The organism is Rhizobium sp. R634 (assembly GCF_002211305.1).
Taxonomy (GTDB): Bacteria; Pseudomonadota; Alphaproteobacteria; order Rhizobiales; family Rhizobiaceae; genus Rhizobium.
Genome location: NZ_LOKW01000026.1, coordinates 71,449 through 91,566 on the forward strand (window position 1 = coordinate 71,449; position 20,118 = coordinate 91,566).

The following is a 20,118-nucleotide window of genomic DNA, read 5'->3' on the forward strand; positions in this document are numbered from 1 at the left end:
GCGGAGACACGGATGGCAAGCCCGCCGCTCATCGAATTCAGGCAGGTCTCGAAAATCTACGGTGAGGGCGAGGCGGCGATCCGTGCGCTCGACCGTGTCAACCTTGCCATCAACGCCCATGAATTCGTCGCGATCATGGGGCCATCAGGCTCCGGCAAGTCGACGGCGATGAACATCCTCGGCTGCCTCGATGTGCCGAGCGGCGGCGATTACATCTTCCAGGGCATCCCGACCAGCGGTTTCGACCGTAGCCAGCTGACGCTCCTACGCCGCCACATGCTCGGTTTCGTCTTCCAGGGCTTCAACCTCCTCTCTCGCACTTCGGCGGTCGAGAATGTCGAGCTGCCGCTGATCTATCGCGGCATGGCGGTACGCGAGCGGCGGGAGCGGGCGCGGGAAGCCCTGGCGCTGGTCGGCCTGTCAGGCCGCGAACATCACAAGACGCAGGAACTGTCAGGCGGCCAGCAGCAGCGCGTCGCCATCGCCCGCGCCATCGTCACCGAGCCGGCGCTGCTGCTCGCCGACGAACCGACCGGCAATCTCGACACGAAAACCAGCGTCGAAATTATGGATCTGATGACGCGGCTGAACCGCGAGCAGGGCATCACCATCGTCATGGTGACCCACGAGCCCGATATCGCCGGCTATGCCCAGCGGCTGCTGCGTTTCGTCGACGGCAAGCTGGAGACTGAGCTCGAGCACCGGAGGAGGGCGGATCATGTTCTTTGAGACGCTGAAGCTCGCCCTGCGCGCCATCAGCCGCAATTTGCTGCGCTCCTTCCTGACCGTGCTCGGCGTCGTCATCGGCGTCGCGGCGGTCATCGCACTGGTGACGATCGGCAACGGCACCACCGCGCAGGTCTCGACCGAGCTATCGCGGCTCGGAACCAACATGCTGTTCGTGCGTCCCGGCCAGTTCGGCCCCGGCCGCGCGAGTTCCGAGGCACGGCGCTTCTCGCTCAAGGATGTGGCGGCGATCCGCGATCAGGTTTCCGGCCTGCGGGCGGTCGCGCCCGCCAATCAGTCGACGGCGACGGTCATCTTCGGCGGGCAAAACCATTCCACCACGGTCTACGGCACGACCAACGACTATCTCGTGGCCCAGGATTGGAGCCTGACGCTCGGGCGCAATTTCACGCCGCCCGAGGAGCGCGGCCAGTCGCGCTGCATTATCGGCGGGACGGTGCGCGAGCAGCTCTTCGGCGCTGCCGATCCGATCGGCCAGCAGATCCGCGTCGGTAAGGTCTCATGCCCCGTCATCGGTGTGCTTGCGAAGCGCGGCCAGTCCGGCATGGGCAACGATCAGGACGACGTCGTGATCATGCCGGTGAAGGTTTTTCAGCGGCGCATCAGCGGTAGCTCCAACGTGCCGACCATCGTCATCTCAGCGCGCGACGGCGTGTCGACCGCCAAAGTTCAATCCGACGTCGAGAATCTCCTGCGCGAACGCCGCAAGATCATTCCGGGCCGCCAGGACGATTTCAACGTCAACGACATGACGCAGATCGCCGAGGCGATGACCGGCACGACGACGCTCCTGACCGGTCTGCTCGGCGCGGTTGCCGCCATCAGCCTGCTCGTCGGCGGCATCGGCATCATGAACATCATGCTGGTCTCCGTCACCGAGCGCACCCGCGAGATCGGCATCCGGCTGGCGATCGGCGCGCTCGAAAACCAGGTGCTCACCCAGTTCCTGGTCGAAGCCGTGGCACTGTCTCTCTTCGGCGGCATCACCGGTATCCTACTGGGCCTGACCCTCGGCTTCGGCGCCGTCACGCTCCTGAAGGTCCCCTTCGTCTTCAGCCCAATGATGATCGCCGTCGCCTTCCTCTTCTCCGCCGCAATCGGCATGATCTTCGGCTATTTCCCGGCAAGACGAGCGGCCCAGCTCAACCCGATCGAGGCGCTTCGGCACGAGTGAGATACTCGGCCGATTTTCAGCGAGGCCCGGTGGCCACCTATGGCTTGCCTTGAATTTTTCGGCGTGCCACTATGTGATATATCAGTTTTGGACGACGGATTTCGGCATGCAGACTTCACAGAGCCATCTTGCCTATCTGGCGCTGGAGCATCTGATCGTCACGCTGGCGCTGAAACCCGGAGCGCTCGTCACCGAAAAGCAGCTGATCGATATGGCTGGCCATGGGCGCACGCCGGTGCGCGAGGCGATCCAGAAGCTGGCCTGGCAGGGCCTGATTCTGGTGAAGCCGCGTGTCGGGCTGCAGGTTGCCGAGATCGCGCCCGAGGATCACGCCAATGTCATGCAGGTGCGCCGCGAGCTGGAGCCGATCGCCGCAGGCCTTGCCGCCGAACATGCGACGGACGAACAGCGTGCGTGTCTCATCGATTGCGCCCGGGCAATGGATGATTGCGCCGTGACCGGCGATCTCGCCGGCTTCTTCGCCGCCGACAAGGCCTTCGACGAAATTCTTGAGGATGCCTGTCCGAACGGCTTCATCATGGCAGCGCTCGGCCCGGTACAGACGCATTCCCGCCGTTTGTGGTACTCCACCGCAAGTTCGGAACGCATGGACCGCGCCATCGCGCTGCATGTCGCCGTCATCCGCGCCATCCATCAGGGCAAGGCGGAGGAGGCGCGCGCCGACATGGCGGTGCTGATCGACTATCTCGCCCACAAATAAAAACGGCCCCGTTTCCGGAGCCGTTGTCAGATCTGATCGTCGGAAAGATCTCAGCCGACGAAAGCGCGCTCGATGACGAATTCCGCGGGCTTGCTGTTGGCGCCTTCATTCAGGCCGGCCTGCTCGAGCAGTTCCTTGGTGTCCTTCAGCATGGCCGAGGAACCGCAGATCATGCCGCGGTCGATCGCCGGATCGAGCGGCGGCACGCCGAGATCGGTAAACAGCTTGCCCGAGGAGATGAGGTCAGTGATGCGGCCGCGATATTCGAAATCCTCGCGCGTGACGGTCGCATAATGGCGCAGCTTGTCGCCAACGACTTCCTTCAGCAGCTCGTCGTTCTGGATCTCGTGCACGAGGTCGAAGCCGTATTTCAATTCGGCGACGTCGCGCGTCGTATGGGTGAGGATGACTTCCTCGAACTTCTCATAGGTTTCCGGATCGCGGATCAGGCTGGCGAAAGGCGCAACGCCCGTTCCCGTCGAAAACATGTAGAGACGGCGGCCTGGCGTCAGCGCATCGAGCACCAGCGTGCCCGTCGGCTTCTTGCGCATCAGAACCTGGTCGCCCGGCTTGATCGCCTGCAGATGCGAGGTGAGGGGACCGTCCGGCACCTTGATCGAGAAGAATTCGAGCTCTTCGGCCCAGGCAGGGCTCGCGATCGAATAGGCGCGGAAGACCGGCTTGCCCTCGACCATCAGGCCGATCATCGCGAATTCGCCGGAACGGAAACGGAAGCCCTGCGGCCGGGTCATCGTGAAACGAAAGAGCCGGTCGGTATAATGCGTCACGGCAAGCACCGTCTCGGCGTAGACGCCGGCGGGGATGGACGAGGCGAAGTCTTCGGTCTTTGCAGGCGCGTTCATTGCGGTAGAGGATCCCGTTTCGTCGATGAACTGATCGGATGCGAGGCAGATATTACATATCCGGCCGAAATTAAAGGCATTCCATTCCACGCAGCGCTCCTGAAGGGAAATATGCATGTCATTGTCAGGATTCAATGGCCTGTGGCGAATGTCACATTTCCCGCTGGCGAAGCCCGGCAAAGGATGCATATTAGAGCGGCGCGCCGGGGCCGGATGCCGGTTTTCGGAAAAAACGGTGCGACAACAAAGACCTACGACGTCGAGCCCGATTCAGAGACGGGGTCTGGCGATCGTGGCGAAAGACGCTTGCCGGGGCGAGCGCGACAGAGCGGTCGGGGGAATATGAAGATTTTCAATTACAAGCGTGTTCCTTACGCGGAGATGCGCGCCTTTTCCGTCCATATCCTGACGGCATCGGGTTCTTTCCTCGCATTTCTGGGCGTCGTGGCCGCCGCAGAGCATCGCTTCATCGACATGTTCTGGTGGCTCGGCCTTGCTCTTCTCGTCGACGGCATAGACGGTCCGATCGCCCGCAAGGTGCGCGTCAAAGAAGTGCTGCCGAACTGGTCCGGGGATACGCTCGACAATATTATCGATTACGTCACCTATGTGCTGCTGCCGTCATTTGCGCTCTATCAGAGCGGCATGATCGGCGAGCCATGGTCCTTTGTCGCCGCCGGCATGATCGTCGTCTCCAGCGCCATTTATTATGCCGATATGGGCATGAAGACGGACGAGTATTTCTTCTCCGGTTTTCCTGTCGTCTGGAACATGATCGTCTTCACGCTGTTCGTCATCGATGCCAGCGCAACCACCGCACTCATCGTCGTGACCGTTTCTGTGGTGCTGACCTTCCTGCCGATCAATTTTCTGCATCCGGTGCGCGTCAAGCGACTGCGGCCACTCAATCTCGGCATTTTTCTGCTGTGGTCGGCGCTTGGCGTCTATTCGCTGCTGATGCATTTCGAAACGCCGGAATGGGCTCTCATTCTCTTCATCGTCACCGGAATCTATCTTTACGTTATCGGCGCGGTGCTGCAATTCTTCCCCGCCCTCGGACGCAAAGCTTAGGACAGGCAAATGACAAAAACACAGGCGGTTTCATTCTCCAGGACAGGCGGTCCGGAGGTTTTCGACTATGTCGAAGTCGAGCTCCCGCCGCCCTCGGCAGGCGAGGTGCAGATCCGCCAGGCGGCGATCGGCCTCAATTTCATCGACGTCTATTTTCGCAACGGCACCTATAAGGCGCCGCATCTGCCCTTCGTCACCGGCAAGGAGGGCGCCGGCACCGTGACCTCGGTCGGGCCCGGTGTTGCGGATTTCAAGATCGGCGACCGTGTCGCCTATGCCAGCGCCGACGGCGCCTATAGCGCCGAGCGCAATATCGAGGCGCGCCATCTGGTGCATGTGCCCGACGGCATAGAGCTTGAAACGGCGGCGGCGATGATGCTCAAGGGCATGACCGCCGAATATTTGCTCAACCGCACCTTCAAGGTCGGCCCCGAGACGGTGCTCCTGTTCCATGCCGCGGCCGGCGGCGTCGGGCTGATCGCCGGCCAGTGGGCAAAGGCGCTCGGCGCCACCGTCATCGGCACGGCGGGCTCCGAAGACAAAGTCGGTCTGGCGCTCGCCCATGGCTACGATCACGTGATCAACTACAAGAGCGAAGATTTCGTCGCGCGCGTCCGGGAGATCACCGGCGGCAAGGGCGTCGACGTGGTCTATGATTCGATCGGCCGCGATACTTTTCCACAGTCGCTCGACTGCCTGAAGCCGCGCGGGCTTTTTGCCTCTTTCGGCCAATCCTCCGGGCCGATCGAGAATTTCACCCTGTCGGCGCTGGCCCAGAAAGGTTCGCTCTTTGCGACGCGCCCGACCCTCTTCACCTATATCGCCGCGCGCCAGGAACTGATCGACAGTGCGAAAGCGCTATTTGATGTTGTGCAAAGCAACAAAGTGCGTATCAATGTCAATCAAACCTATCCGCTGCGTGAGGTTGGGCGGGCTCACGCGGATCTGGAAACAAGAAAAACAACAGGAACGACGCTGCTGATTCCATGAGATCCGAACGGACCGGTTGGCAGAAGAAATGAGGGGAACGTGTCGCCATTGAATGTGCCGGATTCCGGTGCGTTGTTATCGGTCCAGAAGCTGACCAAGTTCTTCGGCGGCTTTGCCGCCTGCAATCAAATCGATCTCGATATAGCGCCGGGCGAAATTCACGCGCTTCTCGGCGAAAACGGCGCAGGCAAATCGACGCTGGTGAAGATGCTGTTCGGTGTCCTGGAGCCGACGGACGGGCAAATTCTCTGGCAGGGCAGGCCGGTCTCGATCACATCGCCCGGCGAGGCCCGCAAGCTCGGCATCGGGATGGTCTTTCAGCATTTCTCCCTGTTCGAGGCGCTGACGGTCGCTGAAAACATCGCGCTGTCGCTCGATGACGCCATCCCTATCGATAGGATCGTCGAAGAGGCGAGGGCGTTGTCCGTTGCTTACGGCCTGCCGCTCGATCCGCATGCCCATGTCGCCGATCTCTCGGTCGGCGAGCGCCAGCGCATCGAGATCGTCCGCGCCCTCCTGCAGAACCCGAAGCTGATCATCCTCGACGAGCCGACCTCGGTGCTGACGCCGCAAGAGGCCGACAAGCTGTTCGAAACCCTCTTCAAGCTGCGGGCGGAGGGGCGTTCGGTTCTCTATATCAGCCATCGTCTTGAAGAGGTGCAGCGCATTTGCGACCAGGCGACCGTGCTGCGCCATGGCCGTGTGACCGGCGCCTGCGATCCGAAGCAGGAAACGCCTGCCTCGCTCGCCCGCATGATGGTCGGCAGCGAGGTGGCCGCCGTTACGCATCCGGAGCGCAGCGACAAAGGCGAGGTGCAGCTTGCCGTCGCCAATCTTTCCGTCGCCGCCCGCACGCCTTTCGCCATGCCGTTGCGCGATGTTTCCCTGGCTGTACGCTCAGGCGAGATTCTCGCCATTGCCGGTGTGGCAGGTAACGGACAGAGCGAGCTCTTCGATGCTCTCTCCGGCGAATATCCGGTCGCGTCGGCCGAGGCAATCGTGATCCGTAAGAGACCTGTCGGCAATCAGGGCATCACCGCCCGCCGTCTTCTCGGCGCCGGTTTCGTGCCGGAGGAGCGCCATGGCCACGCCGCGGTCTCGGCCATGAAACTGTCTGACAATCTCGTCCTTGCCCGCAGCCAGTCGGATCGCAAGGCGTTTCTCGGCCTGCTCGGCATCATCCGCCACGGTGCGGTGAAATCCGCTGCCAGGCGCATTTCGGAAGCGATGGATGTCCGCAAGAGCGGCGAGGATCCGGCTGCGGGCTCGCTCTCCGGCGGCAATCTGCAGAAATTCATCGTCGGCCGCGAGCTCGACCGCCAGCCGGCGGTGCTCGTCGTCAACCAGCCGACCTGGGGTGTGGATGCCGGGGCGGCAAGCCGCATCCGCCAGGCCCTGGTCGATCTCGCCAGAAGCGGTTCGGCCGTCGTCGTCATCAGCCAGGATCTCGACGAGATCTTCGAGGTCGCGACCGATATCGCCGTCATCTCCGAAGGCCGCCTTTCCCGGCCGTTCCCGGCGGGCGAGTTGACGCGCGAAAAAATCGGCCTGCTGATGGGCGGCCTGCATGAGAGCAGTTCTGCCGCGGAGGCAGCCCATGCGCATTGAACTTGAAAAACGGCCCGACGTCTCGACGCTCTTCGGCTTCGTCTCGCCGCTGCTGGCCCTTGTCCTGACGCTTGCCTTCGGCGCCATCATGTTCGCCATGCTCGGCAAGGACCCGGTCGAGGCGCTGGATGCCTTTTTCGTCGAGCCGCTGCTCGAGGTCTGGTCGCTGCATGAGCTGGCGATCAAGGCGGCACCGCTGATACTGATCGCTGTCGGCCTTGCCGTCTGCTACCGCTCGAACAACTGGAATATCGGCGCCGAAGGCCAGTTCACCATCGGCGCCATTACCGGCTCCTATCTGCCGATCGTCTTTTACGACTGGCATTCGCCGCTCGTCCTGCCGCTGATGCTCGTCCTCGGCGCGCTCGGTGGAGCGCTTTTCGCCGCCATCCCGGCGCTCTTGAAGGCGCATTTCAACACCAACGAGATCCTGACGTCGCTGATGCTGGTCTATATCGCCCAGCTCTTCCTCGACTGGCTGATCCGGGGCGCCTGGCGCGATCCGAAAGGGTTCAACTTCCCGGTCTCGCGCGATTTTGCGCCGGAAGCGGTGCTGCCGGCGATCTGGGAGGAGTCGGGCCGCGCTCATTGGGCCTTCATCTTCGCCATCGTCGCGGCGATCGGCGTCTGGTTCATGCTGCGTTATACGCTGAAGGGCTTCGAGATCGTCGTGCTCGGCCAGTCGGAGCGGGCAGGGCGCTTCGCCGGCTTCTCCTCGAAGAAGATGATCTGGTTCAGCTTCCTCTTCTCCGGCGCTCTTGCCGGGCTTGCCGGGATAGCCGAGGTCTCCGGCTCGATCGGCCACCTGCAGCCGGCCATCTCGCCCGGCTACGGTTTCACCGCCATCATCGTCGCCTTCCTCGGCCGTCTCAACCCGCTCGGGATCATTGCATCGGGCCTGGTGCTGGCGCTGACCTATCTCGGCGGCGAGGCCGCGCAGCTTTCGCTCGGCGTCTCCGACAAGGTCACCCGCGTTTTCCAGGGCCTTCTGCTCTTCTTCGTGCTCTCCTGCGATACGTTGATCTATTACAAAATCCGCATTGTCTGGTCGCGGGTAAGGGGTGGGGCGGCATGAGCATCTTCGAAGCCATTCTCCTGACCGTCATAACCGCCTCGACGCCACTCGTCATCGCTGCTCTCGGCGAACTCGTGACGGAGCGCTCGGGCGTTCTGAACCTCGGCGTCGAAGGCATGATGATCATGGGTGCGGTCGCCGCTTTTGCCGGTGCGCAGATGTCAGGCTCGCCCTATGCCGGGATCATCTGCGGCATCGCGGCTGGTGCGCTTTTCTCGCTTCTGTTCGCCTTCCTGACGCTGACGCTGGTGACAAACCAGGTGGCGACGGGGCTGGCGCTCACCCTTCTCGGCCTTGGCGCGTCCGGCATGTTCGGCGAGGCCTATGTCAGCGTGCCAGGCGTCCGGCTGGAAGAGATCGTCATTCCCGTTCTGTCGGATATTCCGCTCGTCGGCCCTGTGCTTTTCAGGCAGGATCTGATCTTCTATCTGTCGATCGCGCTCGTTATCGGCGTCAGCTGGTTTCTGTTCCGCAGCCGCACCGGCCTGAAGCTGAGAGCCATCGGCGATAATCACGGCTCGGCGCATGCGCTCGGCATTCACGTCATCCGCACGCGATATCTCGCGGTCATGTTCGGCGGTGCCTGTGCCGGTCTGGCCGGTGCTCAGCTTTCGCTCGTCTATACTCCGCAATGGGCTGAAAACATGTCGGCCGGCCGCGGCTGGATCACGCTGGCGCTGGTGGTGTTCGCCTCCTGGCGGCCGTGGCGGGTTCTGGCCGGCGGCTATCTCTTCGGCGCGGTCACCATTTTGCAGCTTCACGCGCAGGCCTTCGGTCTCGGTATTCCGGCGCAGTTCCTCTCGATGCTGCCCTATGCCGCGACTATTGTGGTTCTCATCATCATTTCCCATAATCGGCGCACGACGTTGATCAACACGCCCGCGTCGCTTGGAAAAGCCTTCGTGCCGGAGCGATAAAGAAGAACATAAGGACGGGTTTCCGGAATAACTTCAAACCAACAGGGGTCACCATGAAGAAATTCGCATTTGCACTCGCCGCCTCGGCTGCCGCCGTGATCAGCCTTTCCTCCGCCGCAGAGGCCGCGGACAAGACGAAGGTCTGCTTCGTCTATGTCGGTTCGCACACCGATGGCGGTTATTCGCAGGCGCACGATCTCGGCCGTCAGCAGGTTCAGGCCGAATTCGGCGACAAGATCGAAACGCCTTACCTCGAAAACGTGCCTGAAGGCCCGGATGCCGAGCGCGCCATCGAACGCCTCGCGCGCTCCGGCTGCAAGCTGATCTTCACGACGTCCTTCGGCTTCATGGATGCGACCGTGAAGGTCGCCGCCAAGTTCCCGGACGTCAAGTTCGAGCACGGCACCGGCTATAAGTCCGGCCCCAACCTGGCGACCTATAATTCGCGCTTCTACGAAGGCCGCTACATCCTCGGCCAGATCGCCGCCAAGACCTCGAAGAATCACGGTGCCGCCTACATCGCCTCCTTCCCGATTCCGGAAGTGGTCATGGGCATCAACTCCTTCGAGCAGGGCGCCAAGTCGGTCGATCCGAGCTTCAAGCTGAAGGTCATCTGGGTCAACACCTGGTTCGATCCCGGCAAGGAAGCCGATGCCGCCAAGGCGATGGTCGATCAGGGCGTCGACGTGCTGACGCAGCACACCGACACGACGGCGCCGATGCAGGTGGCCGAAGAACGTGGCATCCACGCCTTCGGCCAGGCATCCGACATGATCGCAGCTGGCCCGAAGGCGCAGCTGACAGCGATCGTCGATACCTGGGGTACCTATTACTCCAAGCGCGTTCACGCCCTTCTGGACGGCACCTGGAAGTCCGAGCAGAGCTGGGACGGCCTGAAGGACGGCATCCTGAAGATGGCGCCCTACACCAACATGCCTGACGACGTGAAAAAGATGGCCGAGGAAACCGAAGCCAAGATCAAGTCGGGCGAGCTGCACCCCTTCACCGGTCCGATCAACAAGCAGGACGGCACGCCCTGGCTGAAGGCCGGCGAGAAGGCCGATGACGGCACGCTGCTCGGCATGAACTTCTACGTCGAAGGCGTCGACGACAAGCTTCCGGCGCAATAAGCTGCATCAATTCGCAGGTGCGAAGGGCGCTCCCTGGGGCGCCCTTTTTTGCTGCAGTGCATGCAAAGATTCTGATTTACAAAAGTAATACTATATGATTTTTTGACCCTGCGCCGCGAGATGCGGCATTGGGAGGAAATCATGAAATTGAAGACTGCACTTTTGAGTGCCACGATTCTGGCTGCCTGCATGTTCGGTTCGGCTTCGGCCGCCGGCCTCACCGTCGGCTTCTCGCAGATCGGCTCGGAATCGGGCTGGCGCGCGGCTGAAACGACCGTGACGAAGCAGCAGGCTGAAAAGCGCGGCATCGATCTGAAGTTTGCCGATGCGCAGCAGAAGCAGGAAAATCAGATCAAGGCTCTGCGATCCTTCATCGCTCAGGGCGTCGATGCCATCCTCGTCGCTCCCGTTGTCGAAACCGGCTGGGACGACGTTCTGAAGGAAGCCAAGGAAGCCAATATTCCGGTCATTCTTCTCGACCGTACCATCAAGGCTCCCGACGATCTCTACCTGACGGCGGTCACCTCCGATCTGGTTCACGAAGGCAAGGTTGCCGGCGACTGGCTGGTGAAGAATGTCGGCGACAAGAAGTGCAACGTCGTCGAACTCCAGGGCACGACCGGTTCCTCGCCCGCCATCGCCCGCAAGAAGGGCTTCGAAGAAGCTCTTGCAGGCCACGATAACCTCAAGATCGTTCGCAGCCAGACCGGCGACTTCACCCGCACCAAGGGCAAGGAAGTCATGGAAAGCTTCCTGAAGGCCGAGAATGGCGGCAAGGATATCTGCGCTCTCTACGCTCATAACGACGACATGGCCGTCGGCGCCATCCAGGCGATCAAGGAAGCTGGCCTGAAGCCCGGTAAGGACATCCTCGTCGTCTCCATCGACGCTGTGCCCGATATCTTCAAGGCCATGTCGGAAGGCGAAGCCAATGCCACGGTCGAACTGACGCCGAACATGGCAGGTCCGGCTTTCGATGCGCTCGAAGCCTATCTCAAGGACAAGAAGGCTCCGGCGAAGTGGATCCAGACCGAATCCAAGCTCTACACGCCTGCTGACGAGCCGATGAAGGTCTACGAAGAGAAGAAGAGCCAGGGCTACTGAGTTGAACCTGGAACCGCACCGGCCCATCATGGACCGGTGCGGAACTGCCGATGTCGGGCCGGGCATCATGTCCGGCCCTGGCACAGGCGCAAGGCGCAATATCAGGAAACAGCAGCCCTCATGGTTCACAATTTCGAGAATATTCTCGCGGCTTCCGGAATATCGAAATTCTTTCCCGGCGCGGTGGCGCTGGACAAGGTCGATTTCACCCTTCGCAAGGGAGAGGTGCACGCGCTTCTCGGCGAAAATGGCGCCGGCAAGTCGACGCTGATCAAATGCATTACCGGCGCCTACCATCGTGACGAAGGCAGCCTGATGCTGGACGGCCAGGAAATCAATCCGGCCAATACGCTCGCCGCCCAGAAGCTCGGCATCGGCACGGTCTACCAGGAGGTCAACCTCCTTTCCAATCTGAGCGTCGCCGAAAATCTCTTTCTCGGACGCCAGCCAAGGCGTTTCGGCATGACCGACGTGCGCGCGATGAACCGCAAGGCGCGCGAACTGCTTGCCGGCTACGGCATCGATATCGACGTCACCGCCGAACTCAGCCGCTTCTCCGTCGCAGTCCAGCAGGTTGTGGCCATCGCCCGCGCCGTCGATCTCTCCGGCAAGGTGCTGATCCTCGACGAGCCGACGGCCAGCCTCGACAATCAGGAAGTGGCGCTGCTTTTCCGCATCATCGAGGATTTGAAGAAGCGCGGACTGGGCATCGTCTTCATCACGCATTTTCTCGAGCAGGTTTATGCGATCAGCGATCGCATCACCGTGCTGCGCAACGGCAAGCTGGTCGGCACCCGCGAAGCCGCCGATCTGCCGCGCCAAGGCCTGATCGCCATGATGCTCGGCCGTGAACTGGCGCAGGCCGAAGAAACGGTCAGGAAACACAGCCTCGCGGCCGGCGATATCAGATATCGTTTCGCAGGCTACGGCAAACGCGGCAAGGTCAAACCCTTCGATCTTGATGTGCGCGCAGGCGAGGTGGTCGGCATTGCCGGCCTGCTCGGTTCCGGCCGCACCGAAACCGCCGAATTGCTCTTTGGCATCGAACATGCCGACAGCGGCAGTGCCACGATCGATGGCCAGCCGGCGACGCTTTCCAGCCCGCGCGCAGCAATCGAAAAGGGTTTCGGCTTTTGCCCCGAGGATCGCAAGACCGATGGCATCGTCGGCGACCTGTCGATCCGGGAAAACATCGCGCTTGCACTGCAGGCGCGCCGCGGCTGGACGCGGCCGCTCTCGCGCGCCGAACAGAATGCACTGGCCGATCGCTACATCAAGGCGCTCGATATCCGCACCACCGACCGCGAAAAGCCGATCCGGCTGCTTTCCGGCGGCAACCAGCAGAAGGCGATCCTCGCCCGCTGGCTGGCGACCAATCCGAAATTTCTCATCCTCGACGAGCCGACCCGCGGTATCGATGTCGGCGCCCATGCCGAAATCATCCGGCTCATCGAACAGCTTTGCGCCGAAGGCATGTCATTGATCGTAATTTCCTCGGAACTTGAAGAGCTTGTCGCTTATAGCTCACGTGTCATCGTGCTCCGCGACAGGCAGCATATCGCCGAACTCACGGGCGAGCGCATCACGGCCGCCGGTATCGTCGATGCGATTGCCGCCGCCGAACACAAGACGGAGGACGCATGAAATCCTCCCGGAACGCGCTGGTCTATCGCCTGGCGCCGCAATTGATCGCGCTCGTTATCATTCTTCTGTTGAATTTCATAACGTCGCCCCAGTTTTTTAATGTTGTGGTTCAAAATGGACGCCTTTACGGCAGCCTGATTGACGTGCTGAACCGCGGTGCACCGGTGGCGCTGTTGGCGATCGGCATGACGCTGGTGATCGCCACCAAGGGGATCGACCTGTCCGTCGGTGCAGTCATCGCCATTTGCGGCGCGGTTGCCGCATCGTCGATTGTATCAGGAAATTCAGTCACCTACACCGTTGTCCTAACGCTCGCCATCGGCATTGCCTGCGGCGTCTGGAACGGTTTCCTGGTGGCCGTGCTCAATATCCAGCCGATCATCGCCACCCTGGTGCTGATGGTCGCCGGTCGCGGCATCGCCCAGCTCATCACCGAAGGCGCCATCCTGACCTTCAACGATGACGGCCTGATCTTCTTCGGCAGCGGCTCCATGGCCCTCTTGCCGATGCCTGTCGTCATCTGGCTGCTCGTCGGCCTGCTCGTCATCCTGCTCGTTCGCCGCACGGCGCTCGGCATGCTGATCGAGGCAGTCGGCATCAACCGCCGCGCCAGCACGCTTTCGGGCATTCAGACGCCGGTGCTGCTGATGGCCGTCTACATGCTGAGCGGCCTTTGCGCCTCGATCGCGGGCATCATCGTTGCGGCTGACATCAAGGGCGCCGATGCCAACAATGCCGGCCTCTGGCTGGAACTCGACGCCATTCTGGCGGTGGTGGTCGGCGGCAATTCGCTGCTTGGCGGGCGGTTCAGCATTCTTGGATCGCTGATCGGCGCGATGATCATTCAGGCGGTGAATACCGGCATCCTGTCCTCCGGTTTCCCGCCGGAATTCAACCTGATCATCAAGGCCGTCATCATCATCGTGATCCTCTTCATCCAGTCTCCGGCGGTGCAGTCGCTCGCCATCTTCGCCAGCCGCCGGCAGGGCGGAAGGGAGCAGCCGAAATGAACTCCAAATATCTGCCGCTGCTTGCGACAATCGTCATCTTCGTGCTCGCCTATGCCGGCTGCACGCTGCAATATCCGAACATGCTGTCGACGCGCGTCATCGGCAATCTCCTGACCGACAACGCCTTCCTCGGGATTGCCGCGGTCGGCATGACCTTCGTCATCATCTCCGGCGGCATCGATTTGTCGATCGGTTCGGTCATCGCCTTCACCGGCGTCTTCCTCGCGGTCATCCTGCAGAAGACCGCGATCCATCCGCTGCTCGCCTTCGCGCTCGTCCTCGTGATCACCACCGCCTTCGGCGCCGTCATGGGGGCAATCATCCACTATCTCGAAATGCCGGCCTTCATCGTCACGCTTGCCGGCATGTTCCTGGCGCGCGGCATTGCCTTCGTGCTCTCCATCGACAGCATTCCGATCGATCACGAGTATTATTCCACGCTGACGAGCCTCTATTACCGTCTGCCCGGGGGCGGCCGGTTAACGCTGATCGGCGCCATCATGCTTCTGGTTTTCGCGGCCGGCATCTTCATCGCCCACCGCACCCGCTTTGGAACCAATGTCTATGCGCTCGGCGGCGGCGTGCAGACGGCCCGGCTGATGGGCGTGCCTGTGGGACGCACGACGATCCAGATCTATGCGCTGTCGGGCTTTCTGGCGGGCCTATCCGGAATCGTTTTTTCGCTGTACACCTCTGCCGGATACTCTCTTGCGGCAGTTGGCGTCGAACTCGATGCTATCGCGGCGGTCGTCATTGGGGGGACGCTGCTGACGGGAGGAGCGGGATTTGTGGCGGGAACCTTGATCGGTATCCTGATCCAGGGGCTCATTCAGACCTACATCACCTTTGACGGCACGTTGTCGAGCTGGTGGACCAAGATTCTGATCGGCCTTCTGCTTTTTGCGTTCATCCTGATGCAGAAAGCCATCCTGTTCCTTTCCAGTCTGAACAAGAGGTATGCCTAGGGGAGGCGGGTCACTTGCGCAACAAATTGATCGAGACAGGCAAGACAGGGCGCCGAACCCGGACGAGCCATGCGCAGGTGGTCGACGAGCTCGGCAAGGCGATCGTCGCCGGCACCTATCCTGTCGGCTCGATCCTGCCGGGCGATACGGAGCTGGCCCAACGCTTCAAGGTGTCGCGCACGGTGCTGCGCGAGACGATGAAGACGCTCGCCGCCAAGGGCATGGTCGTTGCCAAGGCGCGTGTCGGCACACGCGTGACCGAAAAGAACCTCTGGAACATGTTCGACAGCGAGATCATCGCCTGGCACTTCGACAACGGCGTGACGGAAGAGTTCCTGCTGCAGCTCTACGATATTCGCCTTGCCTTTGAGCCCTTCGCGGCCGGCCTCGTCGCCGAACGGGCGAAGGCCGAGGATATCGAAATGCTGCGCGGCTTGGCGCTCGAGATGGCGGCAAGCGGCCATACCGCCGACAGCATGGCGCTCGCCGACCTGCGCTTTCATCTGGCGATCGCCGAAGCCTCGCACAACCCTTTCATGCGGACCCTCGGCAGCCTCATCGAGGCGGCTCTCGTCGGCATGTTCCGCATGAGCACGCCGCCCTCGGAAAACGGTTTCGCCAATATTGCCGACACGCATATGCGCATTGTCGATGCGATCGTTTCCGGAGACAGCGCTGCCGCGCGGCGCGCGATGGAGGATGTGATCGTGGACGGCCGCGATCATGTGCGCGAGGCCTTCGCGGCCCGCGGTTCCGAAGCCGTTACAGGTCCGATCTCGGCTGCAATTTCACCTTTGTGAAGGCTTCGCTTACTTACGGCGCCGCGCATCTTTGAGACGCGCAAGGGACGCTATCGCTGCCGCATAATTTATCCGCAAATCGATTCCGATTTAAGAAATTATGCAGTATGAGGCAGGAAAGACGCCTCATGGCGCGGATTCGCGGAGCAAATCATGGAACGCACTTGTCTTGCCGTCATTCTCGCCGCCGGTGACAGCACGCGGATGAAATCTTCGAAATCGAAGGTGCTGCATCCGGTCGCCGGACGGCCGATGATCGCCCATGTGGTCGAGGCAGTTGCCTCCGCCGGCATCTCGTCCGTCGCACTCGTCGTCGGCCGTGATGCCGAAGACGTCGCGAAGGCGGCGAGCATCGGCGGCGTCGGCATCGAATCCTATCTGCAGAAGGAACGCCTCGGCACCGGCCATGCGGTGCTGGCGGCGCGCGAAGCAATCGCCAGGGGCTATGACGATATCCTGGTCACCTATGGCGACGTTCCGCTCCAGACCGACGGACCGCTGAAGGCCGCCCGCCAGGGTCTTGCCGATGGCAGCGACATCGTCGTCATCGGCTTCCACACCGACCGTCCGACCGGCTATGGCCGCCTGCTCGTCAAGGACGGCGAACTCATCGCCATCCGCGAGGAGAAGGACGCGACCGATGCCGAGCGCACCGTCACCTGGTGCAACAGCGGCCTGATGGCGATCAACGGCCGCAAGGCGCTCGATCTTCTCTCGCGTATCGGCAATGCCAATGCCAAGGGCGAATTCTATCTGACCGACCTCGTCGAGATCGCCCGTTCGCTGGGCGGCCGCGTCACCGCCGTCGATGCGCCTGAAATCGAGATGACCGGCTGCAACAACCGCGCCGAGCTCGCCATCATCGAGCGCTTCTGGCAGGAGCGCCGCCGCCGCGAGATGATGCTGGCGGGCGTCACCATGATCGCGCCGGAAACGGTCTTTCTCTCCTATGACACCGTCATCGGCCAGGATGCGCTGATCGAGCCGAATGTCGTCTTCGGTCCCGGCGCGGTGATCGACAGCGGCGCCGTCATCCATGCCTTCTCACATATCGAAGGCGCTCATGTCAGCCAGGGCGCGACCGTAGGACCCTTCGCGCGGCTGCGGCCGGGTGCGGACCTCGCCAATGGCTCCAAGGTCGGCAATTTCTGCGAGGTCAAGAACGGCCGGATCGGCGAGGGCGCCAAGGTCAACCACCTGACCTATATCGGCGATGCCGTCGTCGGCGCCGGCAGCAATATCGGCGCCGGCACGATCACCTGCAATTATGACGGCGTCAACAAGAGCCAGACTGTTATCGGCGAGAACGCCTTCATCGGCTCCAACTCGTCGCTGGTCGCGCCGGTGACGATCGGCGACGGCGCCTATGTCGGCTCCGGCAGCGTCATCACCGCCGATGTGCCGGCCGACGCGCTGGCCCTCGGCCGCGCCCGGCAGGAGATCAAGCCCGGCCGCGCAACGCTGTTGCGCGAGCGCGCGCTCGCCATCAAGGCCGCGAAGAAGGCGAAAGCCTGAGGCACGCTTTGCGTAACCGGCAGAAATTGAAAGTGACCGCCGAGGCAATTGATAAATAAGCGGAAATCGTTAGGACTGGCCTCGTTGTCGAAGGCTCATGGGGATATTGCATGTGCGGAATTGTGGGGATCGTCGGAACTCAGCCTGTTGCCGGGCGCCTGGTCGATGCGCTGAAGCGCCTCGAATATCGAGGCTATGATTCCGCCGGTGTCGCCACCATCCATGAGGGCGTGATGGATCGCCGCCGCGCCGAGGGCAAGCTGTTCAATCTGGAAAAGCGCCTCGACGCCGAGCCGCTGCCAGGCCTAGTCGGCATTGCCCATACGCGCTGGGCGACCCATGGCGTTCCCAACGAAACCAATGCCCATCCGCATTTCGTCGAAGGTGTCGCCGTCGTCCATAACGGCATCATCGAGAACTTCTCCGAGCTGCGGGACGAATTGACCGCGGAGGGCGCGGTCTTCGAAACCCAGACCGACACCGAGGTCGTGGCCCAGCTGATGGCGAAATACCTGCGCGAGGGCCTTGAGCCGCGCGCCGCCATGCTGAAGATGCTGAACCGGGTGACCGGCGCCTATGCGCTGGCCGTCATGCTCAAGGCCGATCCCGGCACGATCATGGCCGCCCGTTCCGGCCCCCCGCTTGCCGTCGGCTACGGCCGTGGCGAGATGTTCCTGGGGTCGGATGCGATCGCACTCTCGCCCTTCACCAACGAGATCACCTATCTCGTCGACGGCGACTGCGCCGTCATCACCCGCGATAGCGTCTCGGTCCTGGATTTCGCCGGCAAACCGGTCAAGCGCGCCCGCCAGATCTCGCAGGCGACCGCCTATGTCGTCGACAAGGGCAACCATCGCCATTTCATGGAGAAGGAAATCTACGAGCAGCCGGAGGTCATCTCCCATGCGCTCAGCCACTATGTGGATTTCGCCGAGAACACGATCGGCGCCAATGCTGACGCGATCGACTTCAAGGCGGCGACCGGCCTGGCGATCTCGGCCTGCGGTACCGCCTATCTCGCCGGTCTCGTCGGCAAATACTGGTTCGAGCGTTATGCCCGCCTGCCTGTTGAGATCGACGTCGCCTCTGAATTCCGTTACCGCGAAATGCCGCTTTCGCCGTCGCAGGCAGCGCTATTCATCTCGCAGTCCGGCGAGACCGCCGATACGCTGGCCTCGCTGCGTTATTGCCGCGATAACGGCCTGAAGATCGGCGCCGTCGTCAATGTCCGCGAATCGACGATCGCCCGCGAATCCGACGCCGTATTTCCGATTATGGCCGGCCCTGAAATCGGCGTCGCCTCGACCAAGGCTTTCACCTGCCAGCTGGCCGTGCTGGCATCGCTGGCGATCGGCGCCGGCAAGGCGCGCGGCACGGTGAGCGCCGAGGAGGAGAGGGCGCTGGTGCGCCATCTCGCCGAAATGCCGCGCATCATGAGCCGGGTGCTGAACCTCATCCAGCCGCAGATGGAAAGCCTGTCGCGCGAATTGTCGAAGTGCAAGGACGTGCTCTATCTCGGCCGCGGCACCAGCTTCCCGCTTGCTATGGAAGGCGCGCTGAAGCTCAAGGAAATTTCCTATATCCACGCCGAAGGTTATGCCGCCGGCGAACTGAAGCACGGACCGATCGCGCTGATCGACGAGAACATGCCGGTTATCGTCATCGCCCCCTATGACCGCTTCTTCGAAAAGACGGTCTCGAACATGCAGGAGGTCGCAGCCCGCGGCGGCCGCATCATCTTCATCACCGACGAGGCGGGAGCGGCGGCCTCGAAACTGCCGACCATGGCGACGATTACCCTTCCTGTCGTCGATGAAATCATCGCCCCGATGATCTTCTCGCTGCCGATCCAGCTGCTCGCCTATCACACCGCCGTCTTCATGGGCACCGATGTCGATCAGCCTCGCAATCTGGCGAAATCGGTGACCGTGGAATAAGCCCACGAGGACCCGATCTTCGCGCTGAAACATATTGTGCCACGCCCCGAATTCTGGCAGTTTTACCAGGCGGACAAGGGGGAAAGGCCGGCGTTCCGGCCTGTCCAGGACCGAGATGGAGCTCATCAGGAGAGATGACCGACAACACCCCCAGAATGCCGGTCGCGACCCGGCTGAGGAACAATTTTCTCGCAGGCCTGATCATCTGCGCGCCGATCGCGATTACCATCTGGCTGACCTGGACCTTCATCCACTGGTCGGACAGCTGGGTCAGGCCCTATATTCCGGCGCGCTGGAATCCGGAAAGCTATCTCAATTTCGCCATTCCCGGTTTCGGCCTGCTGATCGCCGTCGTGCTGATCACCGTCGTCGGCTTCCTCGGCAAGAACCTGATCGGCCAGAGCATCGTCCGGTTCGGTGAATCGATCGTCCAGCGCATGCCGCTGGTGCGCACCGTCTATCGAAGCGTGAAGCAGATTTTCGAAACCGTGCTGAAGGAGCAGGCGAACTCCTTCAAGAAGGTCGGCCTCATCGAATATCCCGGTCCCGGCCTCTGGGCGCTGGTCTTCATCGCCACCGACGCAAAGGGCGAGATCGCCTCGAAGTTCAACGCCATGGGCCAGGACATGGTCGCCGTCTTCCTGCCGCCGACACCCGTGCCGACCGCAGGCTTCCTGATCTTCGTGCCACGCGAGAAGATCGTCATGCTCGACATGAGCCCGGAAGATGCCGCCAAGTTCCTGATATCGGGCGGCCTCGTCGCCCCCGAGCACAAGCCGTGCGAGCCGAAGCAGAAGCATCTGCCGCGGCCGAAGCCTGTGGCGGTCTCGAAGGCAGATTGATGCAT

The 20,118-nt window shown here is 61.9% G+C and carries 18 protein-coding genes; 17 read left to right on the plus strand and 1 reads right to left on the minus strand.

Annotation, left to right across the window (positions count from 1 at the left end; translation table 11 throughout):
• Positions 1 to 12 precede the first annotated feature (12 nt).
• The 3 genes from ATY77_RS25700 to ATY77_RS25710 all read left to right on the plus strand — a co-directional run bounded on the left by ATY77_RS25700 (position 13) and on the right by ATY77_RS25710 (position 2,642).
• A complete protein-coding gene (locus ATY77_RS25700) occupies positions 13 to 729 on the plus strand; it encodes an ABC transporter ATP-binding protein (protein WP_088689392.1) in 717 nt (238 codons plus the stop codon).
• Positions 719 to 1,921, plus strand: a complete 1,203-nt coding sequence (locus ATY77_RS25705) for an ABC transporter permease (RefSeq protein WP_088689393.1) — start codon at positions 719 to 721, stop codon at positions 1,919 to 1,921. The genes ATY77_RS25700 and ATY77_RS25705 overlap by 11 nt, the downstream gene beginning before the upstream one ends.
• Positions 1,922 to 2,027: 106 nt before the next feature.
• Positions 2,028 to 2,642: a GntR family transcriptional regulator gene (locus ATY77_RS25710; RefSeq protein WP_088689659.1), complete on the plus strand. Its 615-nt coding sequence runs from the start codon at positions 2,028 to 2,030 to the stop codon at positions 2,640 to 2,642.
• A 50-nt stretch (positions 2,643 to 2,692) separates the two neighbouring features.
• On the opposite strand, the gene ATY77_RS25715 is transcribed toward ATY77_RS25710, so the two are convergent.
• The gene (locus tag ATY77_RS25715; RefSeq protein ID WP_004673785.1) at positions 2,693 to 3,505 is read right to left on the minus strand and encodes a ferredoxin--NADP reductase; all 813 of its coding nucleotides are present in this window, start codon (positions 3,503 to 3,505) and stop codon (positions 2,693 to 2,695) included.
• 342 nt (positions 3,506 to 3,847) lie between these two features.
• On the opposite strand from ATY77_RS25715, the gene pcsA reads away from it, so the two are divergent.
• The 14 genes from pcsA to ATY77_RS25785 all read left to right on the plus strand — a co-directional run bounded on the left by pcsA (position 3,848) and on the right by ATY77_RS25785 (position 20,113).
• A complete protein-coding gene (gene pcsA, locus ATY77_RS25720) occupies positions 3,848 to 4,576 on the plus strand; it encodes a phosphatidylcholine synthase (protein WP_088689394.1) in 729 nt (242 codons plus the stop codon).
• Positions 4,577 to 4,585: 9 nt separating this feature from the next.
• Positions 4,586 to 5,566 carry a quinone oxidoreductase gene (locus tag ATY77_RS25725; RefSeq protein WP_088689395.1) on the plus strand — a complete coding sequence of 327 codons (981 nt, stop codon included), beginning with the start codon at positions 4,586 to 4,588 and terminating at the stop codon, positions 5,564 to 5,566.
• Positions 5,567 to 5,605: 39 nt separating this feature from the next.
• Positions 5,606 to 7,174: an ABC transporter ATP-binding protein gene (locus ATY77_RS25730; protein WP_088689396.1), complete on the plus strand. Its 1,569-nt coding sequence runs from the start codon at positions 5,606 to 5,608 to the stop codon at positions 7,172 to 7,174.
• Positions 7,164 to 8,249: an ABC transporter permease gene (locus ATY77_RS25735; protein ID WP_088689397.1), complete on the plus strand. Its 1,086-nt coding sequence runs from the start codon at positions 7,164 to 7,166 to the stop codon at positions 8,247 to 8,249. The genes ATY77_RS25730 and ATY77_RS25735 overlap by 11 nt, the downstream gene beginning before the upstream one ends.
• Positions 8,246 to 9,166, plus strand: coding sequence for an ABC transporter permease (locus ATY77_RS25740; RefSeq protein WP_088689398.1), 921 nt, complete (start codon positions 8,246 to 8,248; stop codon positions 9,164 to 9,166). The genes ATY77_RS25735 and ATY77_RS25740 overlap by 4 nt, the downstream gene beginning before the upstream one ends.
• Before the next feature lie 53 nt (positions 9,167 to 9,219).
• Complete coding sequence (locus ATY77_RS25745) at positions 9,220 to 10,296, plus strand: BMP family ABC transporter substrate-binding protein (RefSeq protein ID WP_088689399.1); 1,077 nt, start codon at positions 9,220 to 9,222, stop codon at positions 10,294 to 10,296.
• Positions 10,297 to 10,437: 141 nt separating this feature from the next.
• Positions 10,438 to 11,400, plus strand: a complete 963-nt coding sequence (ytfQ, locus tag ATY77_RS25750) for a galactofuranose ABC transporter, galactofuranose-binding protein YtfQ (RefSeq protein WP_088674048.1) — start codon at positions 10,438 to 10,440, stop codon at positions 11,398 to 11,400.
• 120 nt (positions 11,401 to 11,520) lie between these two features.
• Positions 11,521 to 13,044, plus strand: a complete 1,524-nt coding sequence (gene ytfR / locus ATY77_RS25755) for a galactofuranose ABC transporter, ATP-binding protein YtfR (protein ID WP_088689400.1) — start codon at positions 11,521 to 11,523, stop codon at positions 13,042 to 13,044.
• Positions 13,041 to 14,054, plus strand: a complete 1,014-nt coding sequence (locus ATY77_RS25760) for an ABC transporter permease (protein WP_088689401.1) — start codon at positions 13,041 to 13,043, stop codon at positions 14,052 to 14,054. The genes ytfR and ATY77_RS25760 overlap by 4 nt, the downstream gene beginning before the upstream one ends.
• On the plus strand, positions 14,051 to 15,019 hold the full coding sequence (gene yjfF / locus ATY77_RS25765) for a galactofuranose ABC transporter, permease protein YjfF (protein WP_088689402.1): 969 nt from the start codon (positions 14,051 to 14,053) through the stop codon (positions 15,017 to 15,019). The genes ATY77_RS25760 and yjfF overlap by 4 nt, the downstream gene beginning before the upstream one ends.
• A gap of 14 nt (positions 15,020 to 15,033) precedes the next feature.
• Entirely contained in the window at positions 15,034 to 15,819 is a 786-nt protein-coding gene (locus ATY77_RS25770) for a FadR/GntR family transcriptional regulator (RefSeq protein WP_088689403.1), read from the plus strand.
• A gap of 153 nt (positions 15,820 to 15,972) precedes the next feature.
• Entirely contained in the window at positions 15,973 to 17,334 is a 1,362-nt protein-coding gene (gene glmU, locus ATY77_RS25775) for a bifunctional UDP-N-acetylglucosamine diphosphorylase/glucosamine-1-phosphate N-acetyltransferase GlmU (RefSeq protein WP_088689404.1), read from the plus strand.
• A 110-nt stretch (positions 17,335 to 17,444) separates the two neighbouring features.
• Positions 17,445 to 19,271 (plus strand): glutamine--fructose-6-phosphate transaminase (isomerizing), encoded by a 1,827-nt coding sequence (glmS, locus tag ATY77_RS25780; RefSeq protein ID WP_088689405.1) that lies wholly within the window; start codon positions 17,445 to 17,447, stop codon positions 19,269 to 19,271.
• 134 nt (positions 19,272 to 19,405) lie between these two features.
• Positions 19,406 to 20,113 (plus strand): DUF502 domain-containing protein, encoded by a 708-nt coding sequence (locus ATY77_RS25785; protein ID WP_088689406.1) that lies wholly within the window; start codon positions 19,406 to 19,408, stop codon positions 20,111 to 20,113.
• Positions 20,114 to 20,118 lie beyond the last annotated feature (5 nt).